Raw genomic sequence first — 26,477 nt, forward strand, 5'->3', positions numbered from 1 at the left:
GTATCACTCCACGGGTTGGGAAGACGATTTGGCGTGCGGGGCTGCCTGGGCACGGGCCTGGCGTGCCTGCTCGCCCTCGGCCACGCCGCGGCGCACCCGGTTGGCGATGGTCAGCAACGACAGCAGCGACAACAGCACCCACAGCCAGTGAGCGGCATGCGCCAGGCTCAGCCCGAGGCCGGCCCATAAGCCCAGCGCGCCAAGTACCAGGGCCCGATCGCTCTTGCCCAGGGGGCCATCGTAGCGGCGGCTGGCACCGGCCAGCGGCCCGATCAGGCCAGCGCACTCGACGATGACGGCCAGCAGCGCGAACACCATGATCTCGCCAGCGCCAAACGGCGCAACGAGGGCGAACGGCAGGATCAGCGCAATATCGGAGACGATGTCCCCAAGTTCGTTGAGATAGGCGCCCAGCAAGCTCTGCTGCCCGTGCTCGCGGGCCAGCATGCCGTCGATGGCGTTGAGCGCCATGCGCACGAACAGCCATAGCGGCATCAGCAGGAAGACGCCCGGCAGCCAGGCCAGCGCGGCCACCAGCGCCCCCACCACCAGTGACCCGCCAGCCGCCGCCAGCGTGACCTGGTTGGCGGTGACGCCGCGCGCGGCGAGGCGCTTCACCAATGGCCGCAGAAGGGCCTGGAACTTCGGTTTGATCTGGTAAAGCGTCATGTTTCACGACCTTTTCAGGCCTAATGTCATCTTCGGTCGTCATTTTCGGCCATGGTATCCGCGCCCGCGGCCACTGGCCATGCCGGACCCGTTGCCCAGCCTCCCTGCAGCCGCCTTTGACGCGCGGATGGTGTGCTGCACGCCCGACAATCGGGCAAGCATAGCTTGATTGCGCGTTTTCGCCAATCACTAAGAACTTATGAGATTTTTGGCACATTTTCGACACAGTTTGGGCGTGCCGAGCCAAGTTGCTACCCGCCAGGATTAGCGAGTCACGCCAGTTGGCAAAAGTTGGGGCGCAACGGGGAGAAATTGCGCGAACTTCGAAGGCGTTGGAACTTGTGGAAATCACGTGGCGGCGGACAAGGAGTGCCGCCGAGGCAACGCCCGCCGCATGACAGCATTGTCATGTGCCGGTCATGTTGTCGTGGGTGCCTGTTTCTTAGACTGCCAGTACGGTCGATCGAAAGAGATTGCCCGCCCCTCGAATCCTCGGAGAAAAACAATGCGTACACTCAAGCAAGCCCTGCTCGCCACTGCGCTGGCCGCCACCCTTGGCGGTGTCGCCAGCCTCGCCAGCGCCGCCCCGCGCAGCGTGGACCCGTATCTCGATGGCGCGGCCACCGGCCAGGCGCGAGACATTTACACCCAGGGCGCCAACAAGCTCGGCCCGCGCGACCCGTTCACCGACGGCGCACGCAGCGGCACGCGGGACCCGTTCACCGACGGCGCGCGCAACGGCACCCGCGACTCGTTCAGCGACGGCGCATAAGCATCGGCGCCGAGCGCCGCCGATCAGCGGATCTCGCTGTAGATTTGCCTGGCTTCGTTGGCCGAAGCTAGCGGGCGCCCAAGCGTGCGCGCGCCTTCGGCCGCCTGCCCGACAAGTGCCGCGTTGCCTGGCGCGGTGCTGCCGTCGCGCAGCTTCAGGTTGTTCTCGAAGCCCACCCGCACGTGCCCGCCAAACGCAGCGGCCGTGGTCACGCAGGCATTCTCCTCGCGCCCGAAGGCGCAGATTGCCCACGGCAGCGCGCCGTCATAGACCTGCAGGAACGGCAGCAGGTCGCGCGGCGACGATACCTGCCCCGCCGAATACCGGCCCAGCACAAACAGCACCGACCACGCACCCGGCGGCACCAGCCCGCGCGCGCGCAGCGCTTGCCAGCGCGCCACGTCGGCTGCGTCGTACAGGATGATCTGCGTCATCACCCGCTCGCGTGCCAGCCAGGCCAGGAAATCGGCCAGCTCGGCCTCGGCAATGTCCGGTACGGCGATCTCGCGCAGCCCGATGGAAACTGCCTCCGGGCGCAGCTCGCGCACCATGGCGATCTGCTCGGCCGCGCGGTAGATGCCGGCGGCTTCGCTGGTCACCTGGACCAGCAACGCATCGCCCACTTCTTTCTTCACCACGGCAAGCGCTTCGCGATAAATCTGTGGATCCAGCGAATGACGGCCGTCGGGCTGGCGCACGTGCATGTGCATCATGGCCGCGCCGGCTTCCAGGCAGGCCCGCGCGTCCGCCGCCAGTGCCGCCGCGGTCAGCGGCACGGCCTGGTGGTCCTTGGCGGTCTTGTAGGCGCCGTTGGGCGCGACGGTAATGATCAGCGGCGAATCCGCCAGCAAGGTGTGTTCACTCATAGTGCGCTCTGGTCGACCTGGTCGATCTAATCGATTTAGTAAATCTGGTGGATCTGGCGAGGTTCAGGGTTCGATCTTGGGCAGCTCGGGCGCGATCAGGTCGAGCCCCGCGCGCAGCAGCCGATCATAGCGCTCACGTTCCGCGGCGATGGTCTGCGGCGTCCACTGGTAAAAGCCTTCACCGCTCTTCATGCCGTGGCGGCCGTCCGCCGCGCGCTCGGTCAGGCACCGGGCCGGCTCCGCCGCGTTGTTGAACGTGGGATACATGGTAGCCCCGGCCGCCGCATGCACGTCGATGCCAGCGTGGTCGCGCTGCATGACCGGCCCGGCGGCCAGGAAACGAAAGCCGAAGCCAAAGCGGACCGCCGCATCCACATCCTCGGGCGAGGCGATGCCGCGGTCGATCAGGTCGAAGGCTTCGCGCGACAGCGCGTGCTGCAGGCGGTTGGCGAGGAAACCCGGCAAGTCCTTCTTCACCTTGACCGGCACCATGCCGCAACGCCGCATGAAAGCGATCAAGGCGTCGGCGCCGGCCTCGGCGCTGCCCTCGCCCAGCACCACCTCCACCAGCGGCACCAGGTGCGCGGGCATGAAGAAATGCAGGCCGAGCATGCGCTCGCGGGTGGGCAGGCCCGCGCCGATGGCGCTGATCGGGAAACTCGAGCTATTGCTGGCGAGGATGGCATCCGGGCGCGCACGCTGGGCCAGGTCGGCGAACAGCGCACGCTTGATGTCGAGCCGCTCGGGGATGCACTCGATCACCAGGTCGACCGTGCTCCAGTCGACCGTGTCGAGCCCTGCGGCTACCGTCAATCCCGCCAGGCCGACCTCGGCCGCAGGGCCAATCGCGGCGAGATTGGCGGCTACCCTTGCGGCGACTGCCTGCGCGCGCGGCGCATCCGGCTCCACGACGGTGGTGCGGCAGTGCGCACGGGTGAGCACCACGGCCACGTCGGCGCCCATGGTGCCGCCGCCTACCACCACGGCGTGTGCGGTGCCAGGTGCGGCTAGCGAAAAGTGGGCGGCGTCGGGCATGGCGTTCCTTTGAACTGTCTGGTGTTGTCGTTGGGCGGCTGAACCCGTGTTTGCCATGAAAATATGGCGAAAACATCGCCTGCGCCACGTCATGGCCCGGGTTCAGCGGGATTGACCATGAGTGTAGACAAGCCGCTTTGATTGATGAATCAGATTTTCTGGATAGAATGATCGACAATCAAGATCAATCCGCCGTCCATGCCGTGAAAATCAATCTGTCGATGCGCGATGTCGAGACCACCCTGGTGCTTGGCCGCACCCTGAACTTCCGCCAGGCAGCGGGGCAGTTGCACCTGTCACAATCGGCGCTGTCCACCCAGATCCTGCGCATCGAGGAATCCCTCGGCGTGCGGCTGTTCGATCGCACCACCCGCACCGTGCGGCTGACCGCGGCAGGCGAAGTCTTCATGCAGCAGGCTGCGATCCTGCAGGCCGCCTTCCGGGACGCCATCGACGCCGTGAGCGGCATTGCCAGCGCCGAGCGCGGCCATGTTGCGGTGGCCGCCCTGCCCTCGCTGGCCGCCCGCCTGCTGCCGCGCGTGCTGATGGCCTACCGGCGGGAGCATCCCAAGGTCACGCTCAAGGTCTTCGATACGCTCTCCGGCCCGGCCTTCGACCTGGTGCGTGCGGGCGAGGTGGATTTCGCGCTGACCGCGGCCGACCCGCAGCAGGCGGACCTGCACTACGACCCCATGATGTCCGACCGCTTCGTGTTGCTGATTCCCAGCGAGCACCCGCTGGCCCACGGCAAGGGGCCGGTGCGCTGGGCCGATACGGTGGACGCCGGCCATGTTTCCATGACGCACCCCAGCAGCGTGCGCCAGTACGCCGAATGGGCCTTCCTGCAGAACCGTATCCGCTTCCAGCCGGTGTTCGAGGCCGAGCACCTGGCCACCATCGCGGCCATGGTCGAATGCGGCTTCGGCGTGGCGGCGCTGCCTGAGATTGCGGCCGGCACGGTGCGCCAGGCCGGCATTGTCGAGCGCTTGCTCACCGCGCCGGTGACGGAGCGCTCGATCGGGCTGGTGACGGCACGCAACCGCAGCCTGTCGCCCGCGGCGGCGGCGCTGGTCGGCGTGCTGCGCGCCCACCTGGCCCAAGCCGACGGCGGTGTTGCCGATCCGGCATGAGCGAGCGGGGACGGGATCGCGAGAAGCGGTGGGCAAAGCGGTGGGCAAAGCGCACAAGGCTTGAAAGCGCGCGCGATATCGCGGTATGTTCGGAGCCGGCAGCCACCTAAGCGCAAGGATCCCTTAGTGACACAGTCGTCGCCCACAGTACACACAATGCAACCCGGGCCCTCCCGCGCCCGGCAACGGAGGCGCGCTTGAATATCGTCGTCGACGTGCTCATCCTGGCGGGCGCGCTGCTGGCCATCGTGGCGGTGGTGCAGGTCGCCGCCGCCAAGCTGGCACTGCCTGAGTCCACGCTGCTCTCGGCCATCGGCATCGCTATCGGCGCGGGCTATGTAGCCGTCGACGCCGCCTACCCGCAGTTCGCCTTGCATTTCCTCCATCCCCTGATCGACCCGGCGCTCCCGCCCGAGGCCTATCTGTGGATCTTCCTCCCGCCTTTGCTGTTCCACGCCGCGCTGACCGCCGATGTGCGCAGCATGTTGCCGGACGCCGCGCCGATCCTGCTGCTGGCCATCGTCGCGGTGATCGTGGCCACGGGCGTGATCGGGCTGGTCACCACGCTGGTCAGCGGCGCCAGCCTGGTGGTGTGCCTGCTGCTGGGCGCGGTGGTAGCCACCACCGACCCGGCCGCCGTGATCGCCATCTTCCGCGATGTCGGCGCGCCCGGCCGGCTGATCCGGCTGGTGGAAGGCGAGAGCCTGCTCAACGACGCCGCCGCCATTGCCATTGCCGGCGTGCTGGTGGCCATGCTGACCGGCCATGGCGCCGAGGCCACGCTGGCCGCTGGCGCGCGGGAACTGGCCTGGTCATTCGTGGGCGGCGTGGTGTGCGGCGCGATCGCCGGACGCCTGCTGGCCGACCTGCTGCCGCGCCTGGCCGGGCTGGCCATGGCCGAGGGCGCGCTGACGCTGGCGCTGCCCTATCCGCTCTACCTGCTCGCCGACCAGTTGCTCGGCGTGTCCGGGGTGGTGGCCGTGGTATGCGCCGGCCTGATGGTGAGCGCGCTCGGGCCCACCCGGCTGAGCCCGCGCAACTGGAACCACATGCGCATGATCTGGGAGCAGTACGCCGGCATCACGGGGGCCGTCGTGTTCTTGCTGGCGGCGGTGCGCGTGCCGTCCTTGCTGGCCGGGGTGAGCGTGCATCACGGCTTGCTGCTGCTGGCACTCGTAGTGGCCGCGCTGGGAGCGCGCCTGCTCACGCTGTTCGGCTTGCTGCCACTGCTCTCCTGGCTGAAGGTCAGCGCGCCGATCAGCAATGCCTACAAGCTGGCCATTGCGTGGGGCGGCCTGCGCGGCGCGGTGACGCTGGTGCTGGCGCTGGGCATCGCCGAGAACGAGGCGCTGCCGTACGAGGCACGGCACTTCATCGCCATCCTGGCCACCGGATTCGTGCTGGTCAGCCTGCTGCTCAACGGCACCACCCTGCGCGGGCTCATCCACCGGCTCGGGCTGGACCAGCTCACCGCCCAGGACCGGGCATTGCAGCAGCAGGCCATCCAGCTCTCCACCGAGGAGGTCGAAACCACGCTCAACCACATCGCGCAGACCTTCGACCTGCCTCCCGCGGCGGCGCGCGAGGTGGCGCAGCGCTACCGGCGCGACATCGAGCTGGGCGCGCTGGAGTTCGATTTCGACGCCGCGCTATCCGAGCGCGACCGCGTCACCATTGGCCTGGTCACGCTGGCCACGCGCGAGCGCGAACTGATCCCGGAGTACGGCGACGGTGTGATCTCGGTAGCCAACCTCGACGCCATGATGCGCAACACCACGCTGATGATCGACGCCGCGCGCGAGCATGGCCGCCTGGGCTACAACCGCGCCGCCCGGCATATCCTGGATTACCAGCGCGGCTACCGCGTGGCGCTCTTCCTGCACCAGCGCCTGTCGATCGACCGGCCGCTGGCCCACGCGCTGGCCGACCGCTTCGAGCTGCTGGTCTGCCGCCAGACGGTGCTGGAGCGGCTGCGCCAGTACAACCGCTCGCTGCTCACGCCGGTGTTCGGCGCGCGCATGGCGACCTTGCTGGACGGCGTGCTGGAGGAGCGCGTCAAATCGGCCGGAGGTGGCCTGGATGAGATGCGCGCGCAATTCGGCGGCTACACGGTGGCGCTGGAGAAGCGCCTGCTGATGCTGTTTGCCCTGCGCAAGGGCCAGCGTTCGCTGGAGGCCATGCGCGAGGAGAAGGTTATTTCCAGCCAAGCCTACAACCAGATAGCGCGAGTGATCCAGCGCGCGTGGCGGGCCAACCTGGCGCGTCCGCCACTGCGCAGCGCGCTGTCCGCGCAACCGATGCCAGCTCCGGAGTCTGCGTCCCGCGAATGAGGGGCACCGTGCTTCGCGCAAGTTATCGCGCCAGGCGGCGCTGCCAGCGCGATCAGGGTGAATCCGCCTGGACGGCCGGTTCCGGCTGGTACCGGACCGTGTTGTTGCGTCCGTTGCGCTTGGCCTGATAGAGCGCGATATCCGACTTTTTCAGCACCTCGCCAACCTCCTCCGCCGAAGAAGGAAAATGCGCGACGCCAAGCGAAACCGTCACGACCCCACCGGTGGGGTTAGGCGTCTTTTCCACAGCCTCGCGCAAACGCTCCGCAATCAGGAACGCATTGTCCGCGGTCGTGCCGGGCAGCAAGATAACGAACTCCTCCCCGCCGTTGCGGCATGTCATGTCGCCGCCCCGGGAGCCGGCCCGCATCAGGCTAGCGATATGCGCCAGCACCTCGTCACCGACATCGTGCCCGTAGCGGTCATTGATCGACTTGAAGTGGTCCACGTCGAGCGTGATGACGGCAAAGGACTGCCCGCCAAGCGCGTACAGGCTGAGCGCATTGCCCAGCCCGCGCCGATTGCGCAGCCCCGTCAGTGCGTCGGTGATGGATTCATGGTTGAGCCGGTCCAGCTTGCTGCTGGTCAGGCTCATGCCCCGCAGCAGCGCCTTCTTGAGACGATCGGCTTCGACATACCTGGCCTGGATCCGCTCGATCCGCTCCATCCCGTCGGGCGTGGTCCCCATCCGGGCATCATCGGCCAACTGCCCCAGCGGCCGCGAGATCCAGCGGGAAAACCACAAGATAAAGACCAGCGACAGAAGCAGGATGGGAATGCTGTTGCCGAACGTCACCAGCACCAGGTCATTCAGATCGGCTAGCGTGGCTTGCGTGGATCTTTGCGCCACGATGCCCCACCCGGTGGACGCGACCGGCGCATAGCCTGCAAGCATCTCGACACCGTACTGGTTCATTATCTGCTGCGCGCCCGCTGCGCCGCTGGTTACCGCCAGCACGACCGAATTCTTGAAGATCGACTTGCCAACATGGGTGTCGTCCGGGTGAAAAATCACGGTGCCCTTACGGTCCACCACATAGACATAAGAGCTATCCCGATAATAATGGCTATCGAGAATCTCATGCAGCAGGTTCTTGGCATTCAGATAAATCGTACCCCCGACATAACCAAGCAGCCGCCCCTCCGCATTAATGATGGGATGGGAAATAAAGATAATCAGCCGCCCGCTGGAAGTTGTAAAGGGCTCGCTGATCGCCGGGGTGCGGGTGGTCAGGAGCGTGTGCCCCCAATCGGACCTCACGCTCTGTCCGGCCCGGCGCAAGGCCGCTGGCGACACGGATAGCACCATGCCGTCCTGGCGGACGATGGCCACCGAGTTCAGGCTCCTGGTCTGCAAGCGCAAGCGCTCGGCCTCCTCGTTCACACGGGCCGGATTGTCCATGGCCGCAGCTAGCAAACTGGCGCTGTATGCCAGTTGCTGCATGGTGCTTTCAAGATGGGCTCCCGTGGACTCAGCCAGCTTGGCCGCATAGACACGGTTGGCTTCCAGCGTATTCCGGATCAGCAGGTCGCGCTGCACGCGGTAACTGGAGTACAGCGCATTGGCCATGGTCAGCAGGACCGATCCCAGGGCCAGGAGCAGGATCAGACCACCTAGCCCTATTTTGGGCGAGCGCTCCGGAAGCGGCTTACACGGTTGCGCTGACATCTCTTTTGCAGGCCGACAATCTTCAGAATCTTCAGAAGGGACCGATTTTAGCACGGTCCGCTGGCTAATATTCCTGCCACAACGCGCAAATGCCAGCCCTCGCGGTTAAGATTGGGAAAGGGATTTCAAGTTTCCCCTCGACTGGCGTATTGATTTTCCCCAATATTTCCATTAACCATGCCCGGGAGACAAATAATGTAATGTTAATGTACTAAGCAGGCCCTCCGGCACGCTCTCGTTCTGCTGCGAGGTAAGCGTCGCGCGAGGGCAGCAGATGGCTACGGCATAGCGCGACAAGATCCTCGCGCCGGCCCTCGCGCAGGGCCTCGATCATGGCCCAGTGTTCCTGTCTGGCACGCTCGCGATAGCCCGCTGCAGCCAGCGACCCAAAGCGGATCGGATGGGCGCGGCGCGCGTATTCCTCGATGGCCTGCCGCAGCACCGCATTGTCGACCAGGGCGAACAACTCCCGGTGAAAGCGCTGGTTGATGCGGAACACCGCACGCGCATCGCCCGCGGCCACCGCAACGTCGTGCTCCTGCTGCACGGCCACCAGCGCCTGCAACCGCACCGCGGGCACCGGCAGCGCGATCAGGCCGGCGGCGTGCGTTTCCAGCACGTCGCGCAGTGCGTACAGCTCCATCACCTCGCGCGCCGGAAAGGCGCGCACCACCGCGCCAACGTTGCGCTTGCGCTCGACCACGCCCATGCCTTCCAGCGTGACGAGCAGCTGGCGCACCACATGGCGCTTCAGGTTGAAACGCGCCATCAGGTCGTCTTCGACCAGCCGCTCGCGCGGACTTAGCAAGCCAAAGACGATGTCTTCCTCAAGGATCGCGGCGGCGGCCAGCATGGCTTGGGCACCGCCGGCGGTATCGTCCTGCATGCTATGCGCCGCTTGTGCGCGCGTTCCTGCACGGGTTGGTCGATCCATGACAGGACGCTCAGGACTTGCGCGGCACGGTTTCGCTGGTCCGCGCGGCACGCAGGAAATCGAAGTCCACGCCCTGGTCGGCCTGCGTCACCGTGGCCAGGAACAGCTTGCGATAGCCGCGCTCGGCGGTAGGCCGCACCACTTCGTGTTCGGCCGCGCGGCGGGCCAGTTCCGCGTCGTCGATCAGCAGGGAAATTTCGCGCCGCGCCACCGACAGGCGGATGCGGTCGCCGTTGCGCACGTGCGCCAGCGGGCCGCCGATGGCGGCTTCCGGCGTCACGTGCAACACGATGGTGCCAGCCGCGGTCCCGCTCATCCGGCCGTCCGAGATGCGCACCATGTCCTTCACGCCGGCACGCGCCAGCTTCCTGGGAATCGGCATATAGCCGGCCTCGGGCATGCCGGGCGCGCCGGTCGGCCCGATGCGCTTGAGCACCAGGATATCGTCGGCTTTCACGTCCAGCGCGTCGTCGTCGATGCGCAGCGCCATGTCCTCGGCATCTTCGAACACCACGGCGCGTCCTTCATGCTCCATCAGCACAGGATCGGCGGCGGATTGCTTGATGATGGCGCCGCCCGGAGCCAGGTTTCCGCGCAGCACGGCCAGGCCACCCACCGGATAGATCGGCGCGTCGAACGGGCGAATCACCTCCTGCGCGAACGGCGCGGGCGCGGCGTCGAGCTCCTCGCCCAGCGTGCGGCCCGACACCGTCAGCGTGTCCAGGTGCAGCAGCGGGCGCAGCTCGCGCAGCAGCGCGGGCATGCCGCCTGCCGCGTGGAAGTCTTCCATGTAGTGCTGGCCGGAGGGCTTCAGGTCCACCAGCACGGGGGTCTCGCGGCTCATGCGGTCCAGCCCGGCCAGGTCAATGTCGATGCCCAGGCGCCCGGCGATGGCGGTCAGGTGCACGATGCCGTTGGTGGATCCACCGATAGCCAGCAACACGCGGATGGCGTTCTCGATCGCGCGGCCGGTGAGGATGCGGTCCGGCGTCAGGCCGCAGCGGGCCATGGCCACGGCAGTGGTGCCAGTGCGCTCGGCCACCCGCACGCGGTCGGCGGTGACCGCCGGGGCCGACGCACCGCCGGCCACCATCATGCCGAGCGCTTCGGTCAGGCAGGCCATGGTGCTGGCCGTGCCCATCACCGAGCAGGTGCCCACGCTGGCAACCAGTTGGTTATTCACGTCAGCAATCTCGGGCGCATCGATCTCCTCGGCGCGGTAGCGGCCCCAGTAGCGGCGGCAATCGGTGCAGGCGCCCACGCGCTCGCCGCGATGCGAGCCGGTGAGCATGGAGCCGGTGACCAGCTGGATCGCCGGCACGCCGGCCGAGGCCGCGCCCATCAACTGCGCGGGCACGGTCTTGTCGCAGCCTCCGATCAGCACCACGGCGTCCATGGGCTGCGCGCGGATCATTTCCTCGGTGTCCATCGACATGAGGTTGCGCAGGTACATGCTGGTAGGCGCCGAGAAGCTCTCATGCACGGAGATGGTGGGAAAGTCCACCGGCAGGCCGCCCGCCAGCATGACGCCGCGCTTGACGGCTTCCACCAGTTGCGGCGCGTTGCCGTGGCAGGGGTTGTAGCTGCTGTTGGTGTTGACGATACCGATCACCGGGCGCGACAACGCGTCGTCGGTATAGCCCGCGCCCTTGATAAAGGCCTTGCGCAGGAACAGCGAGAAGCCTTTGTCGCCATAGTTGGTCAGGCCCTTGCCCAAGCCGCTCTCGGCGTCTTGCGCTGGCTCGAAGGGGTCCTGGCCGGCCTGTGCCGAAGCGGAAGGGTCCTTGCGGGAATCGTGGGAGCCGGCCATGCACATCTCCAATAATATTATTGATAATCGAGGCAGGCATCATATCTGGCCTTGCCACTCAGCCGCAATGGAAAATTCAGCCCTGCACCTTTAATTGAAGATTCAGATCAGTCGATAGAAAACTTCTGATTCTTCTATCAAGCGACGCCCCCTACACTCTGCCGTAGCGACGAGCCGGGCGTCCCGCGCCGCACAGCCTTGCTGTGCCTTCCCATCCATACCAACCCGGCGCAGGAGATTCCCCTATGACCGGCATTCGACGCCACGCGCGAACGCGCGTTTCCGCGCCCAGGCGCCATCTGATTCTCTGCGCGCTAGCGGGCGCCATGCTGGCAGGCACAGCCGCCTTGCCTGGCCTGGCCGCTGCCGCCGACTATCCCACCAAGCCGATCCGCCTGGTCGTGCCCTACCCGCCGGGTGGCGCCACCGACGTCATCGGCCGCACCCTGGCGCAGCACCTGTCCACCGCGTTGGGCCAGCAGGTCGTGGTCGACAACCGGGCCGGCGCCGCCGGCAATATCGGCGCGGAGCTGGTCGCCAAGTCGCCGGCCGACGGCTATACCCTGCTGATGGGTGCTTTAACCAGCCACGCGATCAACGCGGCGCTGTACAAGAACCGCGTCTCCTACGACATCGAGAAGAGCTTTGCGCCGGTGGCCATCGTGGGTACCGTGCCGCTTGTGTTCGTGGTCAATCCCAGCGTCAAGGCCAACAGCCTGCCGCAGTTGATCGCGCTGGCAAAAACCACCCCTGGCGCGATCACCTTTGCCTCCGCCGGCAACGGCTCGCCCCAGCATCTGGCCGGCGAGATGTTCAAGCGCATGGCCGGCGTGGACATGCTGCACGTGCCTTACAAAGGCAGCGGCCCCGCCATGACCGACCTGATCGGCGGGCAGGTGCTCAGCATGGTCGAGACCGTGCCGGCGGCGCAGTCCTACGTGAAGGGTGGCAAGATCCGCGCGCTGGCCGTTACCACCAGCGAGCGCGTAGCGGCGCTGCCCGACGTGCCAACTGCCAATGAAGCGGGCCTGAAGGACTTCGAGGTCAACTCCATGTTCGGCATCGTGACCCCGGCCGGCACCCCGGCACCAGTGGTGGACCGGCTCAACGCCGAGCTCAAGAAGATCCTGGCCGAGCCCGACGTGAAGGCCTCCCTGCTCAAGCAGGGCGCCATCGCCACCTGGACCACGCCAGCGCAGACCCAGGCCCGCATCAAGTCCGAGCTGGCGAAGTGGACCGCGGTGATCCGGGAAGCGGGCGTCAAGCCAGAGTAAGCCGCCCCGCAGCCGGATCCCGGAACGCAGGTTGCCCGCCCCGCCCTGATGTGACGGGGTGGGCGCCTGCCGTCGCGCGCCTTGACACCCTGACGATTGCGCCTATGATGACTAGCGCAATGCTGCGGCGCAGCAAGTGACGATTGCCACCGGCGAAATCCCTTCGGACGCGTTGCCTCGTCATGATCTATCGGAGACGCTCATGGCTACCCTATCTCACGCTGAACACGTCGAGGCGCCTCTGCCTTACCCCGTCATCGATTTTGGCCTGGCAAGCCCCTGGGCGCAGGTGGCGCAGAAGATCGGCGCGCTGAACCTGCAAACGGCAAAGACGCTTATTGCCGAAGGCACCGACTACTTGCGCGAGGCGGCCGCGCAACCGTTCAGCTTCACCACGTTCCGGCCCGAGCTGGCCGACGTGATGGCGCAGCACATTGCCGCCTACACCCACAGCCTGATCGAGATCGTGTTTGGCGCGAACGCCGATTTTTCCGACAACGTCCAACGCCATTTCGCCACGATCGGCGGCCAGGATCCGTTTCAATGGTGCCTGATGGGCCGGGATTTCCTGCCGGAGTACGGCAGCGGGCTGCCCACCATGGGCGCGGCGATGACGGGATGGGTCGCGGCCTACCTGCCAGGCGGCAAGCTGCTGCCGGAAGCAACCGTCGAAAACGCGCCGCGCAAGACTGCGCTGCTGGCGGCACCGGCCGACGTAGTGGAGGCGGTCGCGGAGCCGATTGTGGAGCCAGTCGTGGAGCCGGCCAAGCCAGCCGAATAAACCCGGCTCAGGTGACCCTTGCCGGTCACGTCCGCCAGCAGCAACTGCGGTGCCCGCCTTGAGCGGGTGGCGCGAACTGGTGTGGCGAAGTTTCAATGGCAACCGGCCTGAAGTGGGATTCCCCGGCTGCGTCGTCCTACGCGCGTAGCAAGAAAACGCTGATCCGATGCGTCTGAATCAGCGCTTGCACAGCGCGCTTGGCTAGGTCATTGGCAGGCGGTGCCGGGCACAGGCTTGCCCGAATTGGTCATGCCCTGGCAGGCGTCGCCGACAATGGTGTCGGAATCGAAGGCGGCGTTGTTATATGGCTTGAGCCTGCCCGCTACCGTGCAGCAAAAGCGCGGCTCGCCCGGGACGGGCGTTGCCGGCGGCGCGCTCTTCGCCATGCGGGAGGACGCAGGCACCTGACTGGCGGCGGGGGTCGGCGCGGGAGCAATACGAGAGACTGGCGGCTTGGCGGGCTGGTCGACGCTCTGTTCGTCGTCATCTGGAGACACGCACTGGCCCTTCTGGCAGATCCGCTCCCCTTTGCACTGCATGTCGTATTGGCAACCCGCTGCGTATGCGTGCAGCGGCGAAGCCATCGCCAACGTGGTGGCGAACAGCAAGCCCAGCGTTCTCATGTTTCCTCCTACTCGACTGCCAGCTCGAATCGTACGAACCGCCCGCGCCGGATCGTATGTTCCGGCACTGGCGAGCGCCAGGCACCGCGCTGTTTTGCACGGGATACCCGACTCCGGCGTCAACCGCCACGTCAGCCGAAGCGATCCACCGCCACCTCTAGCATAGGCATCGGGACCCGACACAGGGAACCCCTCCATGCAAGCGTGTGAGCGCCGCACCACCAAGGGCGGCGACGACAAAAGAGCGCTGCGCGCCGTGCCCGGCCAGGGCGTGCAAACGCCCGTGTGAACCCGCTTGCGACCTGCGCCCGCACACTTCAAGTCCTTGTATGATTGCCGCTGGATTCATTGCACTACCCTGCCCCACACCATCCGACCCTTCCAGAGGCAAGTCGAATGATGTTTCGCACCGTTGAGTCAGAGTTGCTGAACAAGCCGGTGCCGGCGCCGGTGCAAGCGGAGTTTGCCCAGCATGAATTCGAGAGGCTGCAGCGCTTTTGCCTCATGACCTTCGCGGCCAGCGTGGGGATCTGGCTCGTGTTCGATCTGCTGGTCAGCTTCAAGGGAGGCCAGGGTTTCACGATCAACTCGATCCTCCACCTTGCCCTGTTGTCGGCGCTGACCACGGCCGTGCCCTTCGTGCGGCGCGCGCAACAATTCCAGATCCTCAACTTTGCCTTTGTGCTGGCCTTCTGCGTGGGTGCCCGCCTGGTGCTGGACGGCACGCCGGACGACACCCGTCCGATCTGGTCCATGCTGGTGGCGGCCAGCGTGCTGTTCTGCGCCTCCACGCTGCCACTGAGCCCCAGGGCGTTTTTCGGCGTCATCGCGCTGGCCTGGGTCCTGCTCTTTCCCATGATGGCGGCGCAGGACCTGCTGGAACTCAAGGGCATCCTGGCCGTCTGCTACGCGCTCTATTTCACCGGCATCACGGTGTACACATTCATCACGCTGCGGCGCGCGAAGCTGCAGAACTTTGTCATGGCGAAGACCTTACTGCAGCAGGCTTATGTGGACGCGCTGACTGAGATTCCCAACCGCCGGGCCTTCATGCTCAACGTTGGCAGCCTGGTGCCGCGCGCCACCGCGGAGCAAGACCACTACCTGGCGATGGTGGACATCGACGACTTCAAGACGGTCAATGACCGCTACGGCCACGACATTGGCGACGCAGTGCTCAAGCACGTGGCCGCGGGGATCAAGCTGGTGATGGGGGACTGCCAGTATGCGCGCCTGGGCGGAGAGGAATTCGGCATTTATCTCAAGGGGATGACGCGCGCCGAGGCGGAAATCCGCATCGGCATGCTGTGCCGCAGCATCCGGGATGCGCCATCGGAGCCCCCTGTGACCATCAGCATTGGCGTCACCCGCATGATCAGCGGCGACACGCTCACCAAGGCGCTCATCAAAGCCGATGAAGCGCTCTATGATTCAAAGAGGGCCGGCAAGGACAAGTACACGTTCCACCAGGAGCCCCGCCAGCCCGAAGGATCGCCATGACCCATATCAACCTGCTTTGCGCTGCCTGGCTGGCATCCGCCTGCCTTGCCGGCACGGCGCTGGCTCAGTCAAGCACCGTGGTTATCAACCAGAGCGGCATTTCTGCCTCGGGCACGTCCGGGAGCAGTGTCGTCATCGTCAATGGCCAGGTAGTGGCTTCCCATGACGCCATTAAGGGAGGCGGCCCCGAGAAGACCGAGCAGCGCATGGTTGGCGCGTTCTCCAGCGTGCAGCTCAATGCCCCGGCCGATGTGGTGTTCTCGGTTGCGCTCGCGTACTCCGTTTCCATCACCGGGCCCGCGGACATCCTGCCGCTGGTGCTCACCAGCCTGGACAACGGCAGGCTGACGATCGGCCTGAGCGCGCCAGTCGTGCTCGCGGCACCGCTCAAGGTGGCCATTACCGGGCCCTCGCTCCAGGCGGTCAGCATTCCCGGCGCCGGCACCCTGCGTGCGTCCGGCCTGCACGAAGCATCCATCGACCTGCGCCTGTCCGGTTCCGGCTCAATCGTTGCCGAGGGTACCGTGGGCAGCGTGCGCGCCGCGATCTCCGGCTCCGGCGAGGTGGATGCCAGCGCCTTGCGCGCGCAGAGGCTTGACGCGCAGGTCAGCGGCTCGGGCCGCATCCTCGGCTACGCGTCGGATGCGGCCAGCGTGGCGCTGACGGGCTCTGGCGACATCATCGTTGCCGGCAAGCCGCACCAGCGCGCCGTCAGCCGGACCGGTTCCGGCCAGGTATCTTTCGAATAGCCAGCCGCGCCGGACCTACCAGGCGGCCAGCCCGTCCACCGCCTGCTGGGTGATGGCAACGCCATGCCGTACCGTGGCGTCGCGCCACGGCTGGGCCACCGGGATGAAGGCGTCGAGCATGTCGGCACGCAAGTGCGCATAACGCGCCGTGCCACGCTCGGCCTTGAACCGCAGCCACTGGTCCAGCCGCAGGGCATGGCCCATATTGGCGCCCCGGGTACCGAACTCGACCACCGCCCCCACCAGCGGCCGCCCACCAAGGAAGCGCTCGATGCCGTGAAACACCAGGCCGGTGTAAGCGGGACGCGCCAGGCCATGCGGACGCACGCCAAGCACGCGTTGCTCGCCCCACCAGCTGGCCGCGCGGGCCTGCTGCTCGCTGCCGTCCGGGTTGAAGCACAGGAAGAACGGCTCGCCGTACTCGCCGATGCCGGTATGCCAGTCGATCAGCCCGATCCGCTCGGCGCTCGCCAGGTGCTCCCGCACGATCGCCTCCAGCGTCAGGTTTGACCACTCCCGGTGGTGGCCACCAAACACCAGGCCATCCGGATGGCTGTACTGCCCACGAGCGCGCGTGTCGAACAGGGCATCGGCACCGTGCGTGGCCCCGTAGGCGCGCGCCGCTGCATCCGCGGCGGCAATGCTATCCCAGCTCCATGCCTGCGGGATCAGGTCGGCGTGCAGTTCCGCATAGCCGGGGTTGGCCGGCACCGGCTGCGTCGCATCGAACAAGTGAGCGGCAAAGTTGCGGTTCAGGTCGACATTGTTCTCGGTGGTGCGGGTGCCATGCGCAAAACCGTAGGGGTTCAGCCCGTGCACCAGCAGCACGCCCAGGCCTGCCGGCAACCGGCTGGCCGGCCCGCTCGCCAGCCACGCTACCTGGGCCGCCGAGCCGGCGTAGCCTTCCTGCCCGTGGGTGCCGCTGATCAGTACCAGCTGGCGCGGCGCGCGCGCGTCGCCAAGGTGCGCGACGTCAATGGCCAGCGGCTCGCCGGCCGGGCCGGTTGCATGGGGGTGCGGGTAGACGCTGAGCGCAGCGCCCACGGCATCGGCCGCCGCGCGGAACTTGTCGCGGGCGCCGGTGTAGTCCAGCGCGTAGAAATCCGTGAAATCCATCGGGATACCGTCCGCGCTTATTCAGTAAAGGCAAGGGTGACGCCCGCCGCCTCGGCAGGCGGCACCACCAGCAGGCCGTCAATCTCCTCGACGCCGCGGATCTCGCCTGCCGCCAGTGCGGCGCGCGCTGTTGCCAGCGCTGTGGTGCGCAGCACCAGCGCCACCATGCGGTCGCGGCCATCAATCAGCGGTGGCACGCTCGCGCCGAAGCGCCGCGCCGCCGCCTCCGGCGTCAGCACCACCACCGACGCACCGCCGGCGCGCAGCAGCTCGCCGTGCGCACCCCTGCCCACGTGCTCGGCGCCGAACAAGCGCGACAGCAGGCCGATGGTGCGCGCCGGGTCCGCGGCCGCGATCACGTATTGCGCCACGCCGGTCACGCCGTTGGGATGGGCCTGCCAGTGCCCGCGCCAGACCAGTTCCGGCGTGAAGTGGTGGCAGAAGTAGAGGCGCCCGTTTGGCACCAGGTGCGCGGCCAGCCGCACCGTGCGAAAGCGCGCTTCGCCGGTGGCGCCGGGCAGCTCGACCGGGCGCGTGAACTCACGCGGCGGCCCTTCCACTTCCAGCCCGCGCGCCAGGATCTCCCGGTGCAGGCCGGTGGAGTCGGCGCTCTTGAAGACGAGCCCGGTCAGGCCAGCCGGCTCGGCCAGCAAGTCCGCGCGGCCGGTCACCGCCTTGCCTGCTTCGAAGCCGAGCAGCTCCAGGTAATCCGTATCGAAGATCGCGAGGTGGTTGCTGGACCCGAGCGAATGATGGCCGCGCGGCGTCAGTTGGAAACCCAGGCGGCGATAGCGGCTGGCGGCGTCGTCCAGGCCTTCGTGGACATTGACGACGACATGGTCGAGCAGCGGGATCAGGTTTGGCATGAGAGGGGTTCCGTTGGAATAACCGAGCGATGGGCGAGCGTACGCGAGCACGGCGCGATCCCCAACTGCGCGTTTCGTCTTTGCATATGCGCGCCGCGCGCGCCCGCCGGCTGCGCAGCGCGCCGCGCAGCCAACGTCTTTGCATAGACGAAAAGCGCGTTTCCCTCGCGCAGCGGCGCCCCCTACACTCGCTGGCTGTCCAGCCTTCGTGCTCCCTGCTTCCTGCATTCCTTCGGTTATTGTGGAACCCCTGCCATGTCCCTGACGCGACGCGACTTCCTGATTCAATCCGGTGCCCTTGCCGCTGGCGCCTCCCTCCCGGGCACGCTGCTGGCACAGGCTGCCGACACGCCGCGCAAGGGCGGCGTGCTGACGGTCCTGCTGGGCGGCGAGCAGCGCATCCTCAACCCCGCGCTGCGCGCGTCCACTGGCGTCTACGTGGTGTCCAGCAAGATCATCGAGTCGCTGGTGGACTTGGACGCCAGCGGCAAGCCCGCTCCCGTGCTGGCCACCAGTTGGAGCAGCTCACCGGACGGTAAGACCATCACCTTCAAGCTGCGCGAGGGCGTGACCTGGCATGACGGCAAGCCCTTCACCTCGGCCGACGTGCAGTACAACGCGATGGCGCTGTGGAAGAAGCACCTGAACTACGGCACCGCGCTGCACCTGTACCTCGATGCCGTCGATACGCCCAACGCACAGACCGCGGTATTCCGCTATTCGCGCCCGATGCCGATCGAGCTGCTGCTGCGCGCGCTGTGCGACCTTGGCTACGTGGTGCCGCGCCACAAGTTCGAAGGCACCAACGTGCTGGAGAACCCCGCCAACACCGCGCCGATTGGCACGGGGCCGTTCCGCTTCACCCAGTACGAACGGGGCCAGTTCGTGATCGCCGAGCGCAATGCCGCATATTGGCGCAAGACCGCGCCGTACCTGGACCGCGTGGTGTGGCGCATCATCACCGACAAGTCCGCCGCGGCTGCCGCGCTCGAAACCGGCGAGGCGCAGCTGACCACCTATTCGCATGTCGGCCTGGCGGATCTTGAGCGATTCAAGAAGGATGGGCGCTTCAAGGTGTCCACCAAGGGGCTGGAGGCCAACTCCTACAACAACACGCTGGAGTTCAACGTGCGCCGCAAGGAGCTGTCGGACGTGCGCGTGCGCCGCGCCATCGCGCACGCTATCGATGTCGACTTCTTCATCAAGAACTTCCTGTACGGCACCGCCAAGCCGGCCACCGGCCCGATTCCCTCGACCTCGTCGTTCTATCCGGGCGGCAAGCAGCCCTACCCGTTCGACCGCAAGCGCGCCGAAGCCCTGCTCGACGAAGCCGGCTTCAAGCGTGGCGCCGACGGCAACCGCTTCACGCTCAAGCTGGTGCCGATCCAGAACGGCGAGGACGTGCCACTGTTCGCCACTTACGTGCAGCAGTCGCTGGCGCAGGTGGGCATCAAGGTCACCGTGCAGCAACTCGACATCGCCGGTGCGTTGTCGACCGTGTACCGCGACTGGAATTTCGACCTTGCCACCGGCTGGCACCAGTACCGCGGCGACCCCGCTGTCTCGACTACCGTCTGGTACCGCTCCGGCAGCCCCAAGGGCGCGCCCTGGACCAACCAGTACGGCTGGCAGTCCGCCAAGGTCGACAAGCTGATCGACGACGCCGGCTCGGAGATCAACCCGGCCAAGCGCAAGGCGCTCTATGCCGAGTGGGTCAAGGAGGTCAACGACGAGCTGCCGGTCTGGATGGTGACCGAGCGCGAGTTCTACTCGATCACCAGCAAGCGCGTGCACAACGACCACAACACGCCGCGCTGGCCGTCCAGCAGCTGGTACGACACCTGGCTGTCGGCCTGAGCCGGCCATGCGCATCTTGTCACTTGCCCTGCGCAGGCTGGCAGCCAGCCTGCCCTCGCTGCTGCTGATCCTGTGCGGCCTGTTCCTGCTGCTGCAATTCGCCCCGGGAGACACCGTCGATGCCCTGGTCGCCGAAATGGGGGGAGCGGATGCCGCCGTCATCGGCCAGCTGCGGCAGTTCTACGGGCTCGACGCCTCCACCACGGTGCAGCTTGGCCGCTACCTGTGGCGTCTGGTGCATCTGGACCTGGGCTACTCCGCCATCTATGGCAAACCGGTGGCCACCGTCATCCTGGAGCGCCTGCCCGTCACGCTGCTGCTGATGGGCTGCGCGCAGGTGCTGGCCGCCGTGTGCGGCATTGCGCTGGGCGTGGCTGCGGCGCATCGGGTGGATCGCTGGCCGGATACGCTGGTGTCCATGCTCGGGCTGGTGTTCTATGCCACGCCGTCGTTCTGGTTCGGGCTGATGGGCATCGTGGTGTTCGCCATCCACCTGGGGTGGCTGCCGCCCGGTGGCTACCAGGACGTCGCCGCGGGTTACACGGGCCTGGCACGCCTGGCCGACATCGCCTGGCACCTGGTACTGCCCACCGTGACCCTGGCGCTGATCTACCTGGCTATCTACCTGCGCATCATGCGCGCGTCGATGCTGGAGGTGCTCACGCTGGACTTCGTGCGCAGCGCGCGCGCCAAGGGCCTGTCCGAGTATGCCGTGCTGGTGCGCCATGTGCTGCGCAACGCGCTGCTGCCGCTGCTCACGCTGGCCGGGCTGCAGTTCGGCACCATGCTGGGGGGCTCGGTGGTGATCGAAAGCGTGTTCGCGCTGCCGGGGCTGGGCCGGCTGGCCTATGACTCGGTGGTCCAGCGCGACCTGAACACCCTGCTCGGCATCGTCTTCGTCAGCGCGCTGCTGGTGATCGCCATCAATTTCATCGTCGACATGCTGTATGCGCTGCTCGACCCCCGCATCCTTCACGAACGCAAGGCATGAAGCTGCTCCGACGTTACCTGCGCAACCCGGCCGCGGCCTTCGGCCTGCTGGTGTTGCTGGCGGTCATTGCCATGGCGGCCTGCGCCTCGGCCGTGTTTCCCGCCGATCCCCTTTCCCTTGCCGGCCGCCCGTTGCAATGGCCGCTGGAGGATCCGCATTTCTGGCTAGGCACCGACCAGACCGGGCGCGACATCGCCGCCCAGATCTTTCACGGCGCGCGCGTCTCGTTGCTGATCGGCTTCGTGGCCACGCTGATTGCTGTGTCCATCGGCATCCTGACCGGCGCGTTCGCGGGCTACTACGGCGGCTGGGCCGACAACCTGCTGATGCGGCTGACCGAAGGCTTCCAGACGCTGCCCAGCTTCTTGCTGCTGCTGGTGCTGGTGTCGGTGTTCGGCTCCGGCATCACCACTGTGACGCTGGCCATCGGGGTGGTGTCCTGGCCTGCCACCGCGCGGCTGACGCGCGCCGAGTTCCTGACCCTGCGCAACCGCGACTTCGTCCACTCCTGCCGCGCGCTGGGCGTGCGCGACCTGCAGATCATCTTTCGCGAGATCCTGCCTAACGCGCTGCCGCCGGTGGTGGTGTACGCCAGCGTGGTGATGGCGCTGGCCATCCTGCTGGAAAGCGCGCTGGCCTTTCTCAACCTGTCGGACCCGAACGTGGCCTCATGGGGCAACCTGATCGGAGGCGGGCGCAGCGTGCTGCGTTCGCAGTGGTATGTCTCGGCCATTCCCGGCGTCGCCATCCTGCTCACCGTGCTGGCTGTATCGCTGGTGGGACAGGGCCTGAACGACGCACTCAACCCCAGGCTGAAACGCGCATGAGCGGACCGTTGCCCTTCCTTCTCAGTATCGACGCGCTCAGCGTCGCCTTGCCCGCCGGCGCCGACCGCCCGCTCGCGCTGGATGGCGTCTCGCTGGCGCTGGCGCCGGGCGAAATCCTGTGCGTGGTTGGCGAAAGCGGCTCCGGCAAGTCCATGACCGCCGGCGCCGTGCTTGGGCTGCTGCCCGATGGCGTGCGCCGCAGCGCCGGGCGCATCCTGTTTGAAGGCCGCGAGCTGACGACGCTGTCCGAGGCGGATCTGCGGCGCATACGCGGCGCCCGCATCGGCATGATCTTCCAGGAACCGATGACGGCGCTCAATCCGCTACGCACCATCGGCGACCAGATCGGCGAGGTGTTCCGCACCCACACCCGGTTGCCCAAGGCGGAAGTCGCGCGCAAGGTGCGCAGCCTGCTGGAAGACGTGCAGATCCCGCAGCCGCTTGCCGCCGCTGGCGCCTATCCGCATGAGCTGTCCGGCGGGCAGCGCCAGCGCGCCATGATTGCCATGGCGCTGGCGCTCGAGCCCAGCTTGCTGATTGCCGATGAGCCCACCACCGCGCTCGACGTCACCACCCAGGCCCAGATCCTGCGGCTGATCCGCGAATTGCAGCAACGCAAGGGCACGGCGGTGCTGTTCATCACACACGACTTCGGCGTGGTGGCGGAGATTGCCGACCGCATCGCGGTCATGCGCCAAGGCGAGGTGGTGGAGACCGGGCCGGCCGCCGAGATCCTGGCGCGGCCGCAACATCCCTACACCCAAGCGCTTCTGGCCGCCGTGCCCGCGCTGGAGCCACCGCCGCCGCGCGTGCAGACGGGTGACACGCTGCTCGCCATCGACGGCATCGGCAAAACCTACCGCGGCGGCGGCTGGCTCGGCCGGGGACGGCGCCAGGTGCAGGCGCTCGACCAGGTATCGCTCGCGCTGCCGCGCGGCGGCGCGCTTGGCATCGTGGGCGAGAGCGGCTCCGGCAAGAGCACGCTTGCGCGTTGCCTCGTGGGCCTGCTCGACCCGGATCGCGGCAGCCTGCGGCTCGATGGCGCCGATCTGCTGGCCAGCGGCTCGGGCCAGCGCCGGCAGCGCGCCCGGCGCATCCAGATGGTGTTCCAGGACCCGTTTGGATCGCTCAACCCGCGCCGCCGCGTGGGCGAGCTGGTCGCGCAGGGGCCGCTGATCCACGGAGAACATCCGCTGCGGGCACGCCTTCGCGCCGCCGAGCTGTTCGAACTGGTAGGGCTGGATCCCAGCGCGCTCGACCGTTATCCGCACGAGTTCTCCGGCGGCCAGCGCCAGCGCATCGGCCTGGCCCGGGCGCTGGCCCTGTCGCCCGACGTGCTGGTGGCGGACGAGCCGGTGTCCGCGCTGGATGTCTCCGTGCAGGCACAGGTGCTGGCGCTGCTTGACGAACTGCGCGCGCGCACCGGCTTGTCGCTGATCCTGATCACGCACGATTTGCGCGTGGCGGCCCAGGTCTGCGACCGGGTGGCGGTCATGAAGGACGGGCGCGTGGTGGAAGAAGCGGATACCGCCACGCTGTTCGGCGCGCCCCGCCATCCGTACACGCAGGCCTTGCTGGCAGCCGTGCCGGGCAGGCGGGCGGTGGGCCGGGCAAGCGCAGCGGTGAGCGAGCGCAGCGTGCGCTGAGGCTTGTTGAGCGCCTCGCCGCCCTCGACATGCGCGTGCGCGCAACAATTTCCCGCGGCAACGCTTGTTGACGTTGCAGTGCAAGAATGGCAGCATTCCCGGCTTCGGTGGGCTGCCCACCTGCCCAACCACTCGCCCGCCGCCAACGCGGGCTTCGGAGTATTCAAGTCATGCGCGTTGCATTTATCGGCCTGGGTGTCATGGGCTATCACATGGCGGGCCATCTGGCCGCCAAGGGCCATCAGGTCACCGTCTACAACCGCACGGCTGCCAAAGCCGAGCAGTGGGTCGCCGCGTTCGGCGGCAAGTCGGCCGCCACGCCGGCGCTGGCCGCGCAAGACGCCGAAGTGGTCTGCTCCTGCGTGGGCAACGACGATGACCTGCGCTCGGTCCTCACTGGCAAGGACGGCGCCTACAGCAACGCACCGGCAGGCTGCGTGTTCGTGGACCACACCACCGCCAGCGCCAATGTGGCGCGCGAATTGTATGCCGCGGCTAATGAGCAGGGCCTGCACTTTGTCGACGCGCCCGTCTCGGGCGGCGAAGTCGGCGCGCAAAAGGGCATCCTGACCATCATGTGCGGCGCCGACGAGGCCGTGTTCGGTCGCGTCGAGGCAGTGCTGGGCGCCTATGGGCGCGCCGTCACCCGCATTGGTGGCTCCGGCGCGGGCCAGCTGGCCAAGATGGTCAACCAGATCTGCATCGCCGGCCTGCTGCAGGGCCTGTCCGAAGCCATCGCCTTTGGCGAGCGCGCGGGACTGGACATGAAGGTAGTGCTGGATGTGATCAGCAAGGGCGCCGCCGGCTCCTGGCAGCTGGAAAACCGCGGCCCCACCATGATCGAAGACAAGTTCGATTTCGGCTTCGCGGTGGACTGGATGCGCAAGGATCTGGGCCTGTGCCTGGACGAGGCGCGCCGCAACGGCGCCAGCCTGCCGGTCACCGCCGTGGTAGACCAGTTCTACGCCGACCTGCAGCAAGACGGCTGCGGCCGTGCCGATACCTCCTCGTTGATCAAGCGCCTGCGTTGATCCTGCGCTGACCGAATGGCTGCCGGGCACGTGTGCTGCCCGCGCCGCCGGCCGTTCTGCCGCCCTTTTCCCAGTTGCCCCCTTTCCTGACGCCGCGCTCGCGGCGTCATCCAATTCCTACATCCGTATCAGAGGCCATCCCGCTGGGCCGGACTGCGTGCCCGGCTATCTTGTAAGCATGGCAGGCGCGCCCGTTAGCGCCGTCAGCAGCATCATTCACGTAGGAGACCACTATGTTGAGACTGGCAAGCGCGCTCATCGCGAGCGCAGCGCTTCTGTTCGGATTGAACGGTTGTACCGCTACCGGCGCCGTGGCTGGCGGTGTGGCGGGTCATGAACTGTCGCACGGCAGCACCGCGGGCACCATCGGCGGTGCGGTGGCAGGCGGCGTCATCGGTCACGAACTGGGCAAGTAAACAACAGTTAACAACAGTTAACAACAGTTAACAACGAGATCAGCGACGACCCAGAATGCGAACCAAAACACGAACGAGATAGCGCGCGCCTCGCGCTGATCCACCCGTCAAGGAGCCAATCATGGCCATCGGTACGATCCTGCTTATCCTTCTTATCCTGCTGCTGGTCGGCGCACTGCCCACGTGGCCGTACAGCACGGGATGGGGCTACTACCCCAGCGGCGGCCTAGGCCTGGTCGTGCTGATCGTCGTGATCCTGGTGGTCATGGGCCGGCTGTAGCGCAAGCTGACTTCCTAAGATAAAAAAAACGCGCCGCATCTTCATGCGGCGCGTGTTTTTTATTATTTTCATCGCTGAAAGAATGGCAGCGCCGCCGCACGGATTGGCGGGCAATGCATCAAGAGCGAGTTCAATACGACTTCGGCAACCCCAGCACGCGCTCGGCGATATGGCACATGATGAGCTGCGCGCTGACCGGGGCAATGCGCGGGATATACGACTCGCGCAGGTAACGCTCCACCTGGTACTCACGCGCATAGCCCATGCCGCCCAACGTCAGGACCGCGGTCTGGCAGGCCTGGTGCGCGGCCTCCGCCGCGAGGTACTTGGCGGTATTGGCCTCGGCCCCGCAGGGCTTGCCGTTGTCGTACAGCCAGGCCGCCTTCCACACCATCATGTCGGCGGCCTCCAGCGCCATCCACGCTTGCGCCAGCGGATGCTGGATGCCCTGGTTCTGGCCAATCGGGCGCCCGAACACGGTGCGCTCCTTGGCATAGCGCGTTGCCGCTTCCAGTGCGACACGGCCAAGGCCGACGGCTTCGGCGGCAATCAGGATGCGCTCGGGGTTGAGGCCATGCAGGATGTACTCGAACCCGCGCCCTTCTTCCCCGATGCGGTCGGCCACCGGCACCGTCAGCCCGTCGATAAAGAGCATGTTCGAGTCCACCGCGGCGCGCCCCATCTTGTGGATCTCGCGCACCTCGATGTGCTTGCGGTCCAGCGCCGTGTAGAACAGGCTCAGGCCCTGCGTCGGCTTGGCCACCTTGTCCAGCGGCGTGGTGCGGGCCAGCAGCAGCATGCGGTCGGCCACCTGCGCGGTGGAGATCCAGATCTTGCGGCCGTCCACGCGATAGCTGGCGCCATCCGCCGACAGCACGGCCTGGGTCTTGAGATGGGTGGTGTCCAGCCCGGCGTCGGGTTCCGTCACGGCGAAGCAGGCCTTCTCGGCCCCGGCGATCAGCGGCGCCAGCGCTGCCTCCTTCTGCCGGTCGTTGCCGAACACCACCACCGGGTTGAGGCCAAACACATTCATATGGATGGCCGACGCGCCGGAAAAACCCGCGCCGGACGCCGACACCGTCTGCATGATCAGCGCCGCCTCGGTAATGCCCAGGCCGGCGCCACCGTACGCTTCCGGCATCGCGATGCCGAGCCAGCCCGCCTGCGCCATGGCCTGGTGGAAGGCATGGGGAAACTTGCCTTCGTCGTCCAGCCCCGACCAGTAGTCGGCGCCGAAGTCACTGCATAGCTGCGTCACCGCTTCGACGATGGCGCGCTGCTCGGGGGTTCTTTCAAAGTTCATGC

24 protein-coding genes are annotated in these 26,477 nt (G+C 66.9%); 14 read left to right on the forward strand and 10 right to left on the reverse strand.

Annotation, left to right across the window (positions count from 1 at the left end; translation table 11 throughout):
* Nucleotides 1–3: 3 nt before the first annotated feature.
* Nucleotides 4–669, reverse strand: coding sequence for a CDP-alcohol phosphatidyltransferase family protein (locus AC1RQK_RS19545; protein WP_492373644.1), 666 nt, complete (start codon nucleotides 667–669; stop codon nucleotides 4–6).
* A 505-nt stretch (nucleotides 670–1,174) separates the two neighbouring features.
* Here AC1RQK_RS19545 and AC1RQK_RS19550 point away from each other — a divergent pair.
* Complete coding sequence (locus tag AC1RQK_RS19550) at nucleotides 1,175–1,441, forward strand: hypothetical protein (RefSeq protein WP_253929871.1); 267 nt, start codon at nucleotides 1,175–1,177, stop codon at nucleotides 1,439–1,441.
* A 23-nt stretch (nucleotides 1,442–1,464) separates the two neighbouring features.
* Here the strand turns inward: AC1RQK_RS19550 and AC1RQK_RS19555 are convergent, their stop codons facing one another.
* Together AC1RQK_RS19555 and AC1RQK_RS19560 are read right to left on the reverse strand one after the other, a co-directional pair.
* Nucleotides 1,465–2,307: a beta-keto acid cleavage family enzyme gene (locus tag AC1RQK_RS19555; protein ID WP_150986591.1), complete on the reverse strand. Its 843-nt coding sequence runs from the start codon at nucleotides 2,305–2,307 to the stop codon at nucleotides 1,465–1,467.
* Nucleotides 2,308–2,370: 63 nt separating this feature from the next.
* Complete coding sequence (locus AC1RQK_RS19560) at nucleotides 2,371–3,342, reverse strand: 3-hydroxyacyl-CoA dehydrogenase family protein (RefSeq protein WP_492373645.1); 972 nt, start codon at nucleotides 3,340–3,342, stop codon at nucleotides 2,371–2,373.
* 203 nt (nucleotides 3,343–3,545) lie between these two features.
* On the opposite strand from AC1RQK_RS19560, the gene AC1RQK_RS19565 reads away from it, so the two are divergent.
* Nucleotides 3,546–4,472 carry a LysR family transcriptional regulator gene (locus AC1RQK_RS19565; protein WP_492373687.1) on the forward strand — a complete coding sequence of 309 codons (927 nt, stop codon included), beginning with the start codon at nucleotides 3,546–3,548 and terminating at the stop codon, nucleotides 4,470–4,472.
* A 197-nt stretch (nucleotides 4,473–4,669) separates the two neighbouring features.
* Nucleotides 4,670–6,802 carry a cation:proton antiporter gene (locus AC1RQK_RS19570; RefSeq protein WP_492810611.1) on the forward strand — a complete coding sequence of 711 codons (2,133 nt, stop codon included), beginning with the start codon at nucleotides 4,670–4,672 and terminating at the stop codon, nucleotides 6,800–6,802.
* Between the two features lie 52 nt (nucleotides 6,803–6,854).
* On the opposite strand, the gene AC1RQK_RS19575 is transcribed toward AC1RQK_RS19570, so the two are convergent.
* The 3 genes from AC1RQK_RS19575 to AC1RQK_RS19585 all read right to left on the reverse strand — a co-directional run bounded on the left by AC1RQK_RS19575 (nucleotide 6,855) and on the right by AC1RQK_RS19585 (nucleotide 11,215).
* Nucleotides 6,855–8,426, reverse strand: a complete 1,572-nt coding sequence (locus AC1RQK_RS19575; RefSeq protein WP_492373688.1) for a sensor domain-containing diguanylate cyclase — start codon at nucleotides 8,424–8,426, stop codon at nucleotides 6,855–6,857.
* Between the two features lie 256 nt (nucleotides 8,427–8,682).
* Complete coding sequence (locus AC1RQK_RS19580) at nucleotides 8,683–9,357, reverse strand: GntR family transcriptional regulator (protein ID WP_492373647.1); 675 nt, start codon at nucleotides 9,355–9,357, stop codon at nucleotides 8,683–8,685.
* A 58-nt stretch (nucleotides 9,358–9,415) separates the two neighbouring features.
* Nucleotides 9,416–11,215, reverse strand: a complete 1,800-nt coding sequence (locus AC1RQK_RS19585) for an IlvD/Edd family dehydratase (protein WP_492373648.1) — start codon at nucleotides 11,213–11,215, stop codon at nucleotides 9,416–9,418.
* 245 nt (nucleotides 11,216–11,460) lie between these two features.
* Here AC1RQK_RS19585 and AC1RQK_RS19590 point away from each other — a divergent pair, with 245 nt between their 5' ends.
* Together AC1RQK_RS19590 and AC1RQK_RS19595 are read left to right on the forward strand one after the other, a co-directional pair.
* Nucleotides 11,461–12,489 carry a Bug family tripartite tricarboxylate transporter substrate binding protein gene (locus AC1RQK_RS19590; protein WP_492810614.1) on the forward strand — a complete coding sequence of 343 codons (1,029 nt, stop codon included), beginning with the start codon at nucleotides 11,461–11,463 and terminating at the stop codon, nucleotides 12,487–12,489.
* Between the two features lie 202 nt (nucleotides 12,490–12,691).
* Nucleotides 12,692–13,270, forward strand: a complete 579-nt coding sequence (locus tag AC1RQK_RS19595; RefSeq protein ID WP_492810616.1) for a phasin family protein — start codon at nucleotides 12,692–12,694, stop codon at nucleotides 13,268–13,270.
* A 206-nt stretch (nucleotides 13,271–13,476) separates the two neighbouring features.
* Here the strand turns inward: AC1RQK_RS19595 and AC1RQK_RS19600 are convergent, their stop codons facing one another.
* Nucleotides 13,477–13,893: a hypothetical protein gene (locus AC1RQK_RS19600; protein WP_492373651.1), complete on the reverse strand. Its 417-nt coding sequence runs from the start codon at nucleotides 13,891–13,893 to the stop codon at nucleotides 13,477–13,479.
* A 396-nt stretch (nucleotides 13,894–14,289) separates the two neighbouring features.
* Between AC1RQK_RS19600 and AC1RQK_RS19605 the strand changes: the two genes are divergently transcribed.
* Both AC1RQK_RS19605 and AC1RQK_RS19610 read left to right on the forward strand, forming a co-directional pair.
* Nucleotides 14,290–15,393: a GGDEF domain-containing protein gene (locus AC1RQK_RS19605; RefSeq protein WP_492373652.1), complete on the forward strand. Its 1,104-nt coding sequence runs from the start codon at nucleotides 14,290–14,292 to the stop codon at nucleotides 15,391–15,393.
* Nucleotides 15,390–16,142 carry a GIN domain-containing protein gene (locus AC1RQK_RS19610; protein WP_492373653.1) on the forward strand — a complete coding sequence of 251 codons (753 nt, stop codon included), beginning with the start codon at nucleotides 15,390–15,392 and terminating at the stop codon, nucleotides 16,140–16,142. Before AC1RQK_RS19605 ends, AC1RQK_RS19610 begins: the two co-directional genes overlap by 4 nt.
* A 15-nt stretch (nucleotides 16,143–16,157) precedes the next feature.
* Here the strand turns inward: AC1RQK_RS19610 and AC1RQK_RS19615 are convergent, their stop codons facing one another.
* Together AC1RQK_RS19615 and AC1RQK_RS19620 are read right to left on the reverse strand one after the other, a co-directional pair.
* Entirely contained in the window at nucleotides 16,158–17,258 is a 1,101-nt protein-coding gene (locus tag AC1RQK_RS19615) for a M14 family metallopeptidase (RefSeq protein WP_492373654.1), read from the reverse strand.
* A gap of 17 nt (nucleotides 17,259–17,275) precedes the next feature.
* On the reverse strand, nucleotides 17,276–18,124 hold the full coding sequence (locus AC1RQK_RS19620; protein WP_492810619.1) for a VOC family protein: 849 nt from the start codon (nucleotides 18,122–18,124) through the stop codon (nucleotides 17,276–17,278).
* Nucleotides 18,125–18,379: 255 nt separating this feature from the next.
* On the opposite strand from AC1RQK_RS19620, the gene AC1RQK_RS19625 reads away from it, so the two are divergent.
* The 7 genes from AC1RQK_RS19625 (at nucleotide 18,380) to AC1RQK_RS19655 (ending at nucleotide 25,172) form a co-directional block, all read left to right on the forward strand.
* A complete protein-coding gene (locus AC1RQK_RS19625; RefSeq protein WP_309403549.1) occupies nucleotides 18,380–19,981 on the forward strand; it encodes an ABC transporter substrate-binding protein in 1,602 nt (533 codons plus the stop codon).
* A 7-nt stretch (nucleotides 19,982–19,988) separates the two neighbouring features.
* The gene (locus tag AC1RQK_RS19630; protein ID WP_492373656.1) at nucleotides 19,989–20,972 is read left to right on the forward strand and encodes an ABC transporter permease; all 984 of its coding nucleotides are present in this window, start codon (nucleotides 19,989–19,991) and stop codon (nucleotides 20,970–20,972) included.
* On the forward strand, nucleotides 20,969–21,799 hold the full coding sequence (locus AC1RQK_RS19635) for an ABC transporter permease (RefSeq protein WP_492373657.1): 831 nt from the start codon (nucleotides 20,969–20,971) through the stop codon (nucleotides 21,797–21,799). Before AC1RQK_RS19630 ends, AC1RQK_RS19635 begins: the two co-directional genes overlap by 4 nt.
* Nucleotides 21,796–23,445 carry an ABC transporter ATP-binding protein gene (locus AC1RQK_RS19640; protein WP_492810622.1) on the forward strand — a complete coding sequence of 550 codons (1,650 nt, stop codon included), beginning with the start codon at nucleotides 21,796–21,798 and terminating at the stop codon, nucleotides 23,443–23,445. Before AC1RQK_RS19635 ends, AC1RQK_RS19640 begins: the two co-directional genes overlap by 4 nt.
* A gap of 86 nt (nucleotides 23,446–23,531) precedes the next feature.
* Entirely contained in the window at nucleotides 23,532–24,476 is a 945-nt protein-coding gene (locus tag AC1RQK_RS19645; RefSeq protein WP_492373659.1) for an NAD(P)-dependent oxidoreductase, read from the forward strand.
* A 233-nt stretch (nucleotides 24,477–24,709) separates the two neighbouring features.
* Nucleotides 24,710–24,892, forward strand: coding sequence for a glycine zipper 2TM domain-containing protein (locus AC1RQK_RS19650; RefSeq protein WP_150986604.1), 183 nt, complete (start codon nucleotides 24,710–24,712; stop codon nucleotides 24,890–24,892).
* Between the two features lie 121 nt (nucleotides 24,893–25,013).
* Nucleotides 25,014–25,172, forward strand: coding sequence for a DUF3309 family protein (locus tag AC1RQK_RS19655; protein WP_150986605.1), 159 nt, complete (start codon nucleotides 25,014–25,016; stop codon nucleotides 25,170–25,172).
* A gap of 130 nt (nucleotides 25,173–25,302) precedes the next feature.
* On the opposite strand, the gene AC1RQK_RS19660 is transcribed toward AC1RQK_RS19655, so the two are convergent.
* Nucleotides 25,303–26,475 (reverse strand): acyl-CoA dehydrogenase family protein, encoded by a 1,173-nt coding sequence (locus AC1RQK_RS19660; RefSeq protein WP_492810625.1) that lies wholly within the window; start codon nucleotides 26,473–26,475, stop codon nucleotides 25,303–25,305.
* Nucleotides 26,476–26,477: the final 2 nt, after the last annotated feature.

It is taken from the genome of Cupriavidus sp. GW822-FHT02D05, assembly GCF_058802485.1.

Bases quoted from the DNA above. Each gene is read 5' to 3' on its own strand.
- AC1RQK_RS19545 (WP_492373644.1), bottom strand. From the start codon at position 669: ATGACGCTTTACCAGATCAAACCGAAGTTCCAGGCCCTTCTGCGGCCA.
- AC1RQK_RS19550 (WP_253929871.1), top strand. From the start codon at position 1,175: ATGCGTACACTCAAGCAAGCCCTGCTCGCCACTGCGCTGGCCGCCACC.
- AC1RQK_RS19555 (WP_150986591.1), bottom strand. From the start codon at position 2,307: ATGAGTGAACACACCTTGCTGGCGGATTCGCCGCTGATCATTACCGTC.
- AC1RQK_RS19560 (WP_492373645.1), bottom strand. From the start codon at position 3,342: ATGCCCGACGCCGCCCACTTTTCGCTAGCCGCACCTGGCACCGCACAC.
- AC1RQK_RS19580 (WP_492373647.1), bottom strand. From the start codon at position 9,357: ATGCAGGACGATACCGCCGGCGGTGCCCAAGCCATGCTGGCCGCCGCC.
- AC1RQK_RS19585 (WP_492373648.1), bottom strand. From the start codon at position 11,215: ATGGCCGGCTCCCACGATTCCCGCAAGGACCCTTCCGCTTCGGCACAG.
- AC1RQK_RS19590 (WP_492810614.1), top strand. From the start codon at position 11,461: ATGACCGGCATTCGACGCCACGCGCGAACGCGCGTTTCCGCGCCCAGG.
- AC1RQK_RS19595 (WP_492810616.1), top strand. From the start codon at position 12,692: ATGGCTACCCTATCTCACGCTGAACACGTCGAGGCGCCTCTGCCTTAC.
- AC1RQK_RS19600 (WP_492373651.1), bottom strand. From the start codon at position 13,893: ATGAGAACGCTGGGCTTGCTGTTCGCCACCACGTTGGCGATGGCTTCG.
- AC1RQK_RS19605 (WP_492373652.1), top strand. From the start codon at position 14,290: ATGATGTTTCGCACCGTTGAGTCAGAGTTGCTGAACAAGCCGGTGCCG.
- AC1RQK_RS19610 (WP_492373653.1), top strand. From the start codon at position 15,390: ATGACCCATATCAACCTGCTTTGCGCTGCCTGGCTGGCATCCGCCTGC.
- AC1RQK_RS19615 (WP_492373654.1), bottom strand. From the start codon at position 17,258: ATGGATTTCACGGATTTCTACGCGCTGGACTACACCGGCGCCCGCGAC.
- AC1RQK_RS19620 (WP_492810619.1), bottom strand. From the start codon at position 18,124: ATGCCAAACCTGATCCCGCTGCTCGACCATGTCGTCGTCAATGTCCAC.
- AC1RQK_RS19625 (WP_309403549.1), top strand. From the start codon at position 18,380: ATGTCCCTGACGCGACGCGACTTCCTGATTCAATCCGGTGCCCTTGCC.
- AC1RQK_RS19630 (WP_492373656.1), top strand. From the start codon at position 19,989: ATGCGCATCTTGTCACTTGCCCTGCGCAGGCTGGCAGCCAGCCTGCCC.
- AC1RQK_RS19635 (WP_492373657.1), top strand. From the start codon at position 20,969: ATGAAGCTGCTCCGACGTTACCTGCGCAACCCGGCCGCGGCCTTCGGC.
- AC1RQK_RS19640 (WP_492810622.1), top strand. From the start codon at position 21,796: ATGAGCGGACCGTTGCCCTTCCTTCTCAGTATCGACGCGCTCAGCGTC.
- AC1RQK_RS19645 (WP_492373659.1), top strand. From the start codon at position 23,532: ATGGCAGCATTCCCGGCTTCGGTGGGCTGCCCACCTGCCCAACCACTC.
- AC1RQK_RS19650 (WP_150986604.1), top strand. From the start codon at position 24,710: ATGTTGAGACTGGCAAGCGCGCTCATCGCGAGCGCAGCGCTTCTGTTC.
- AC1RQK_RS19655 (WP_150986605.1), top strand. From the start codon at position 25,014: ATGGCCATCGGTACGATCCTGCTTATCCTTCTTATCCTGCTGCTGGTC.
- AC1RQK_RS19660 (WP_492810625.1), bottom strand. From the start codon at position 26,475: ATGAACTTTGAAAGAACCCCCGAGCAGCGCGCCATCGTCGAAGCGGTG.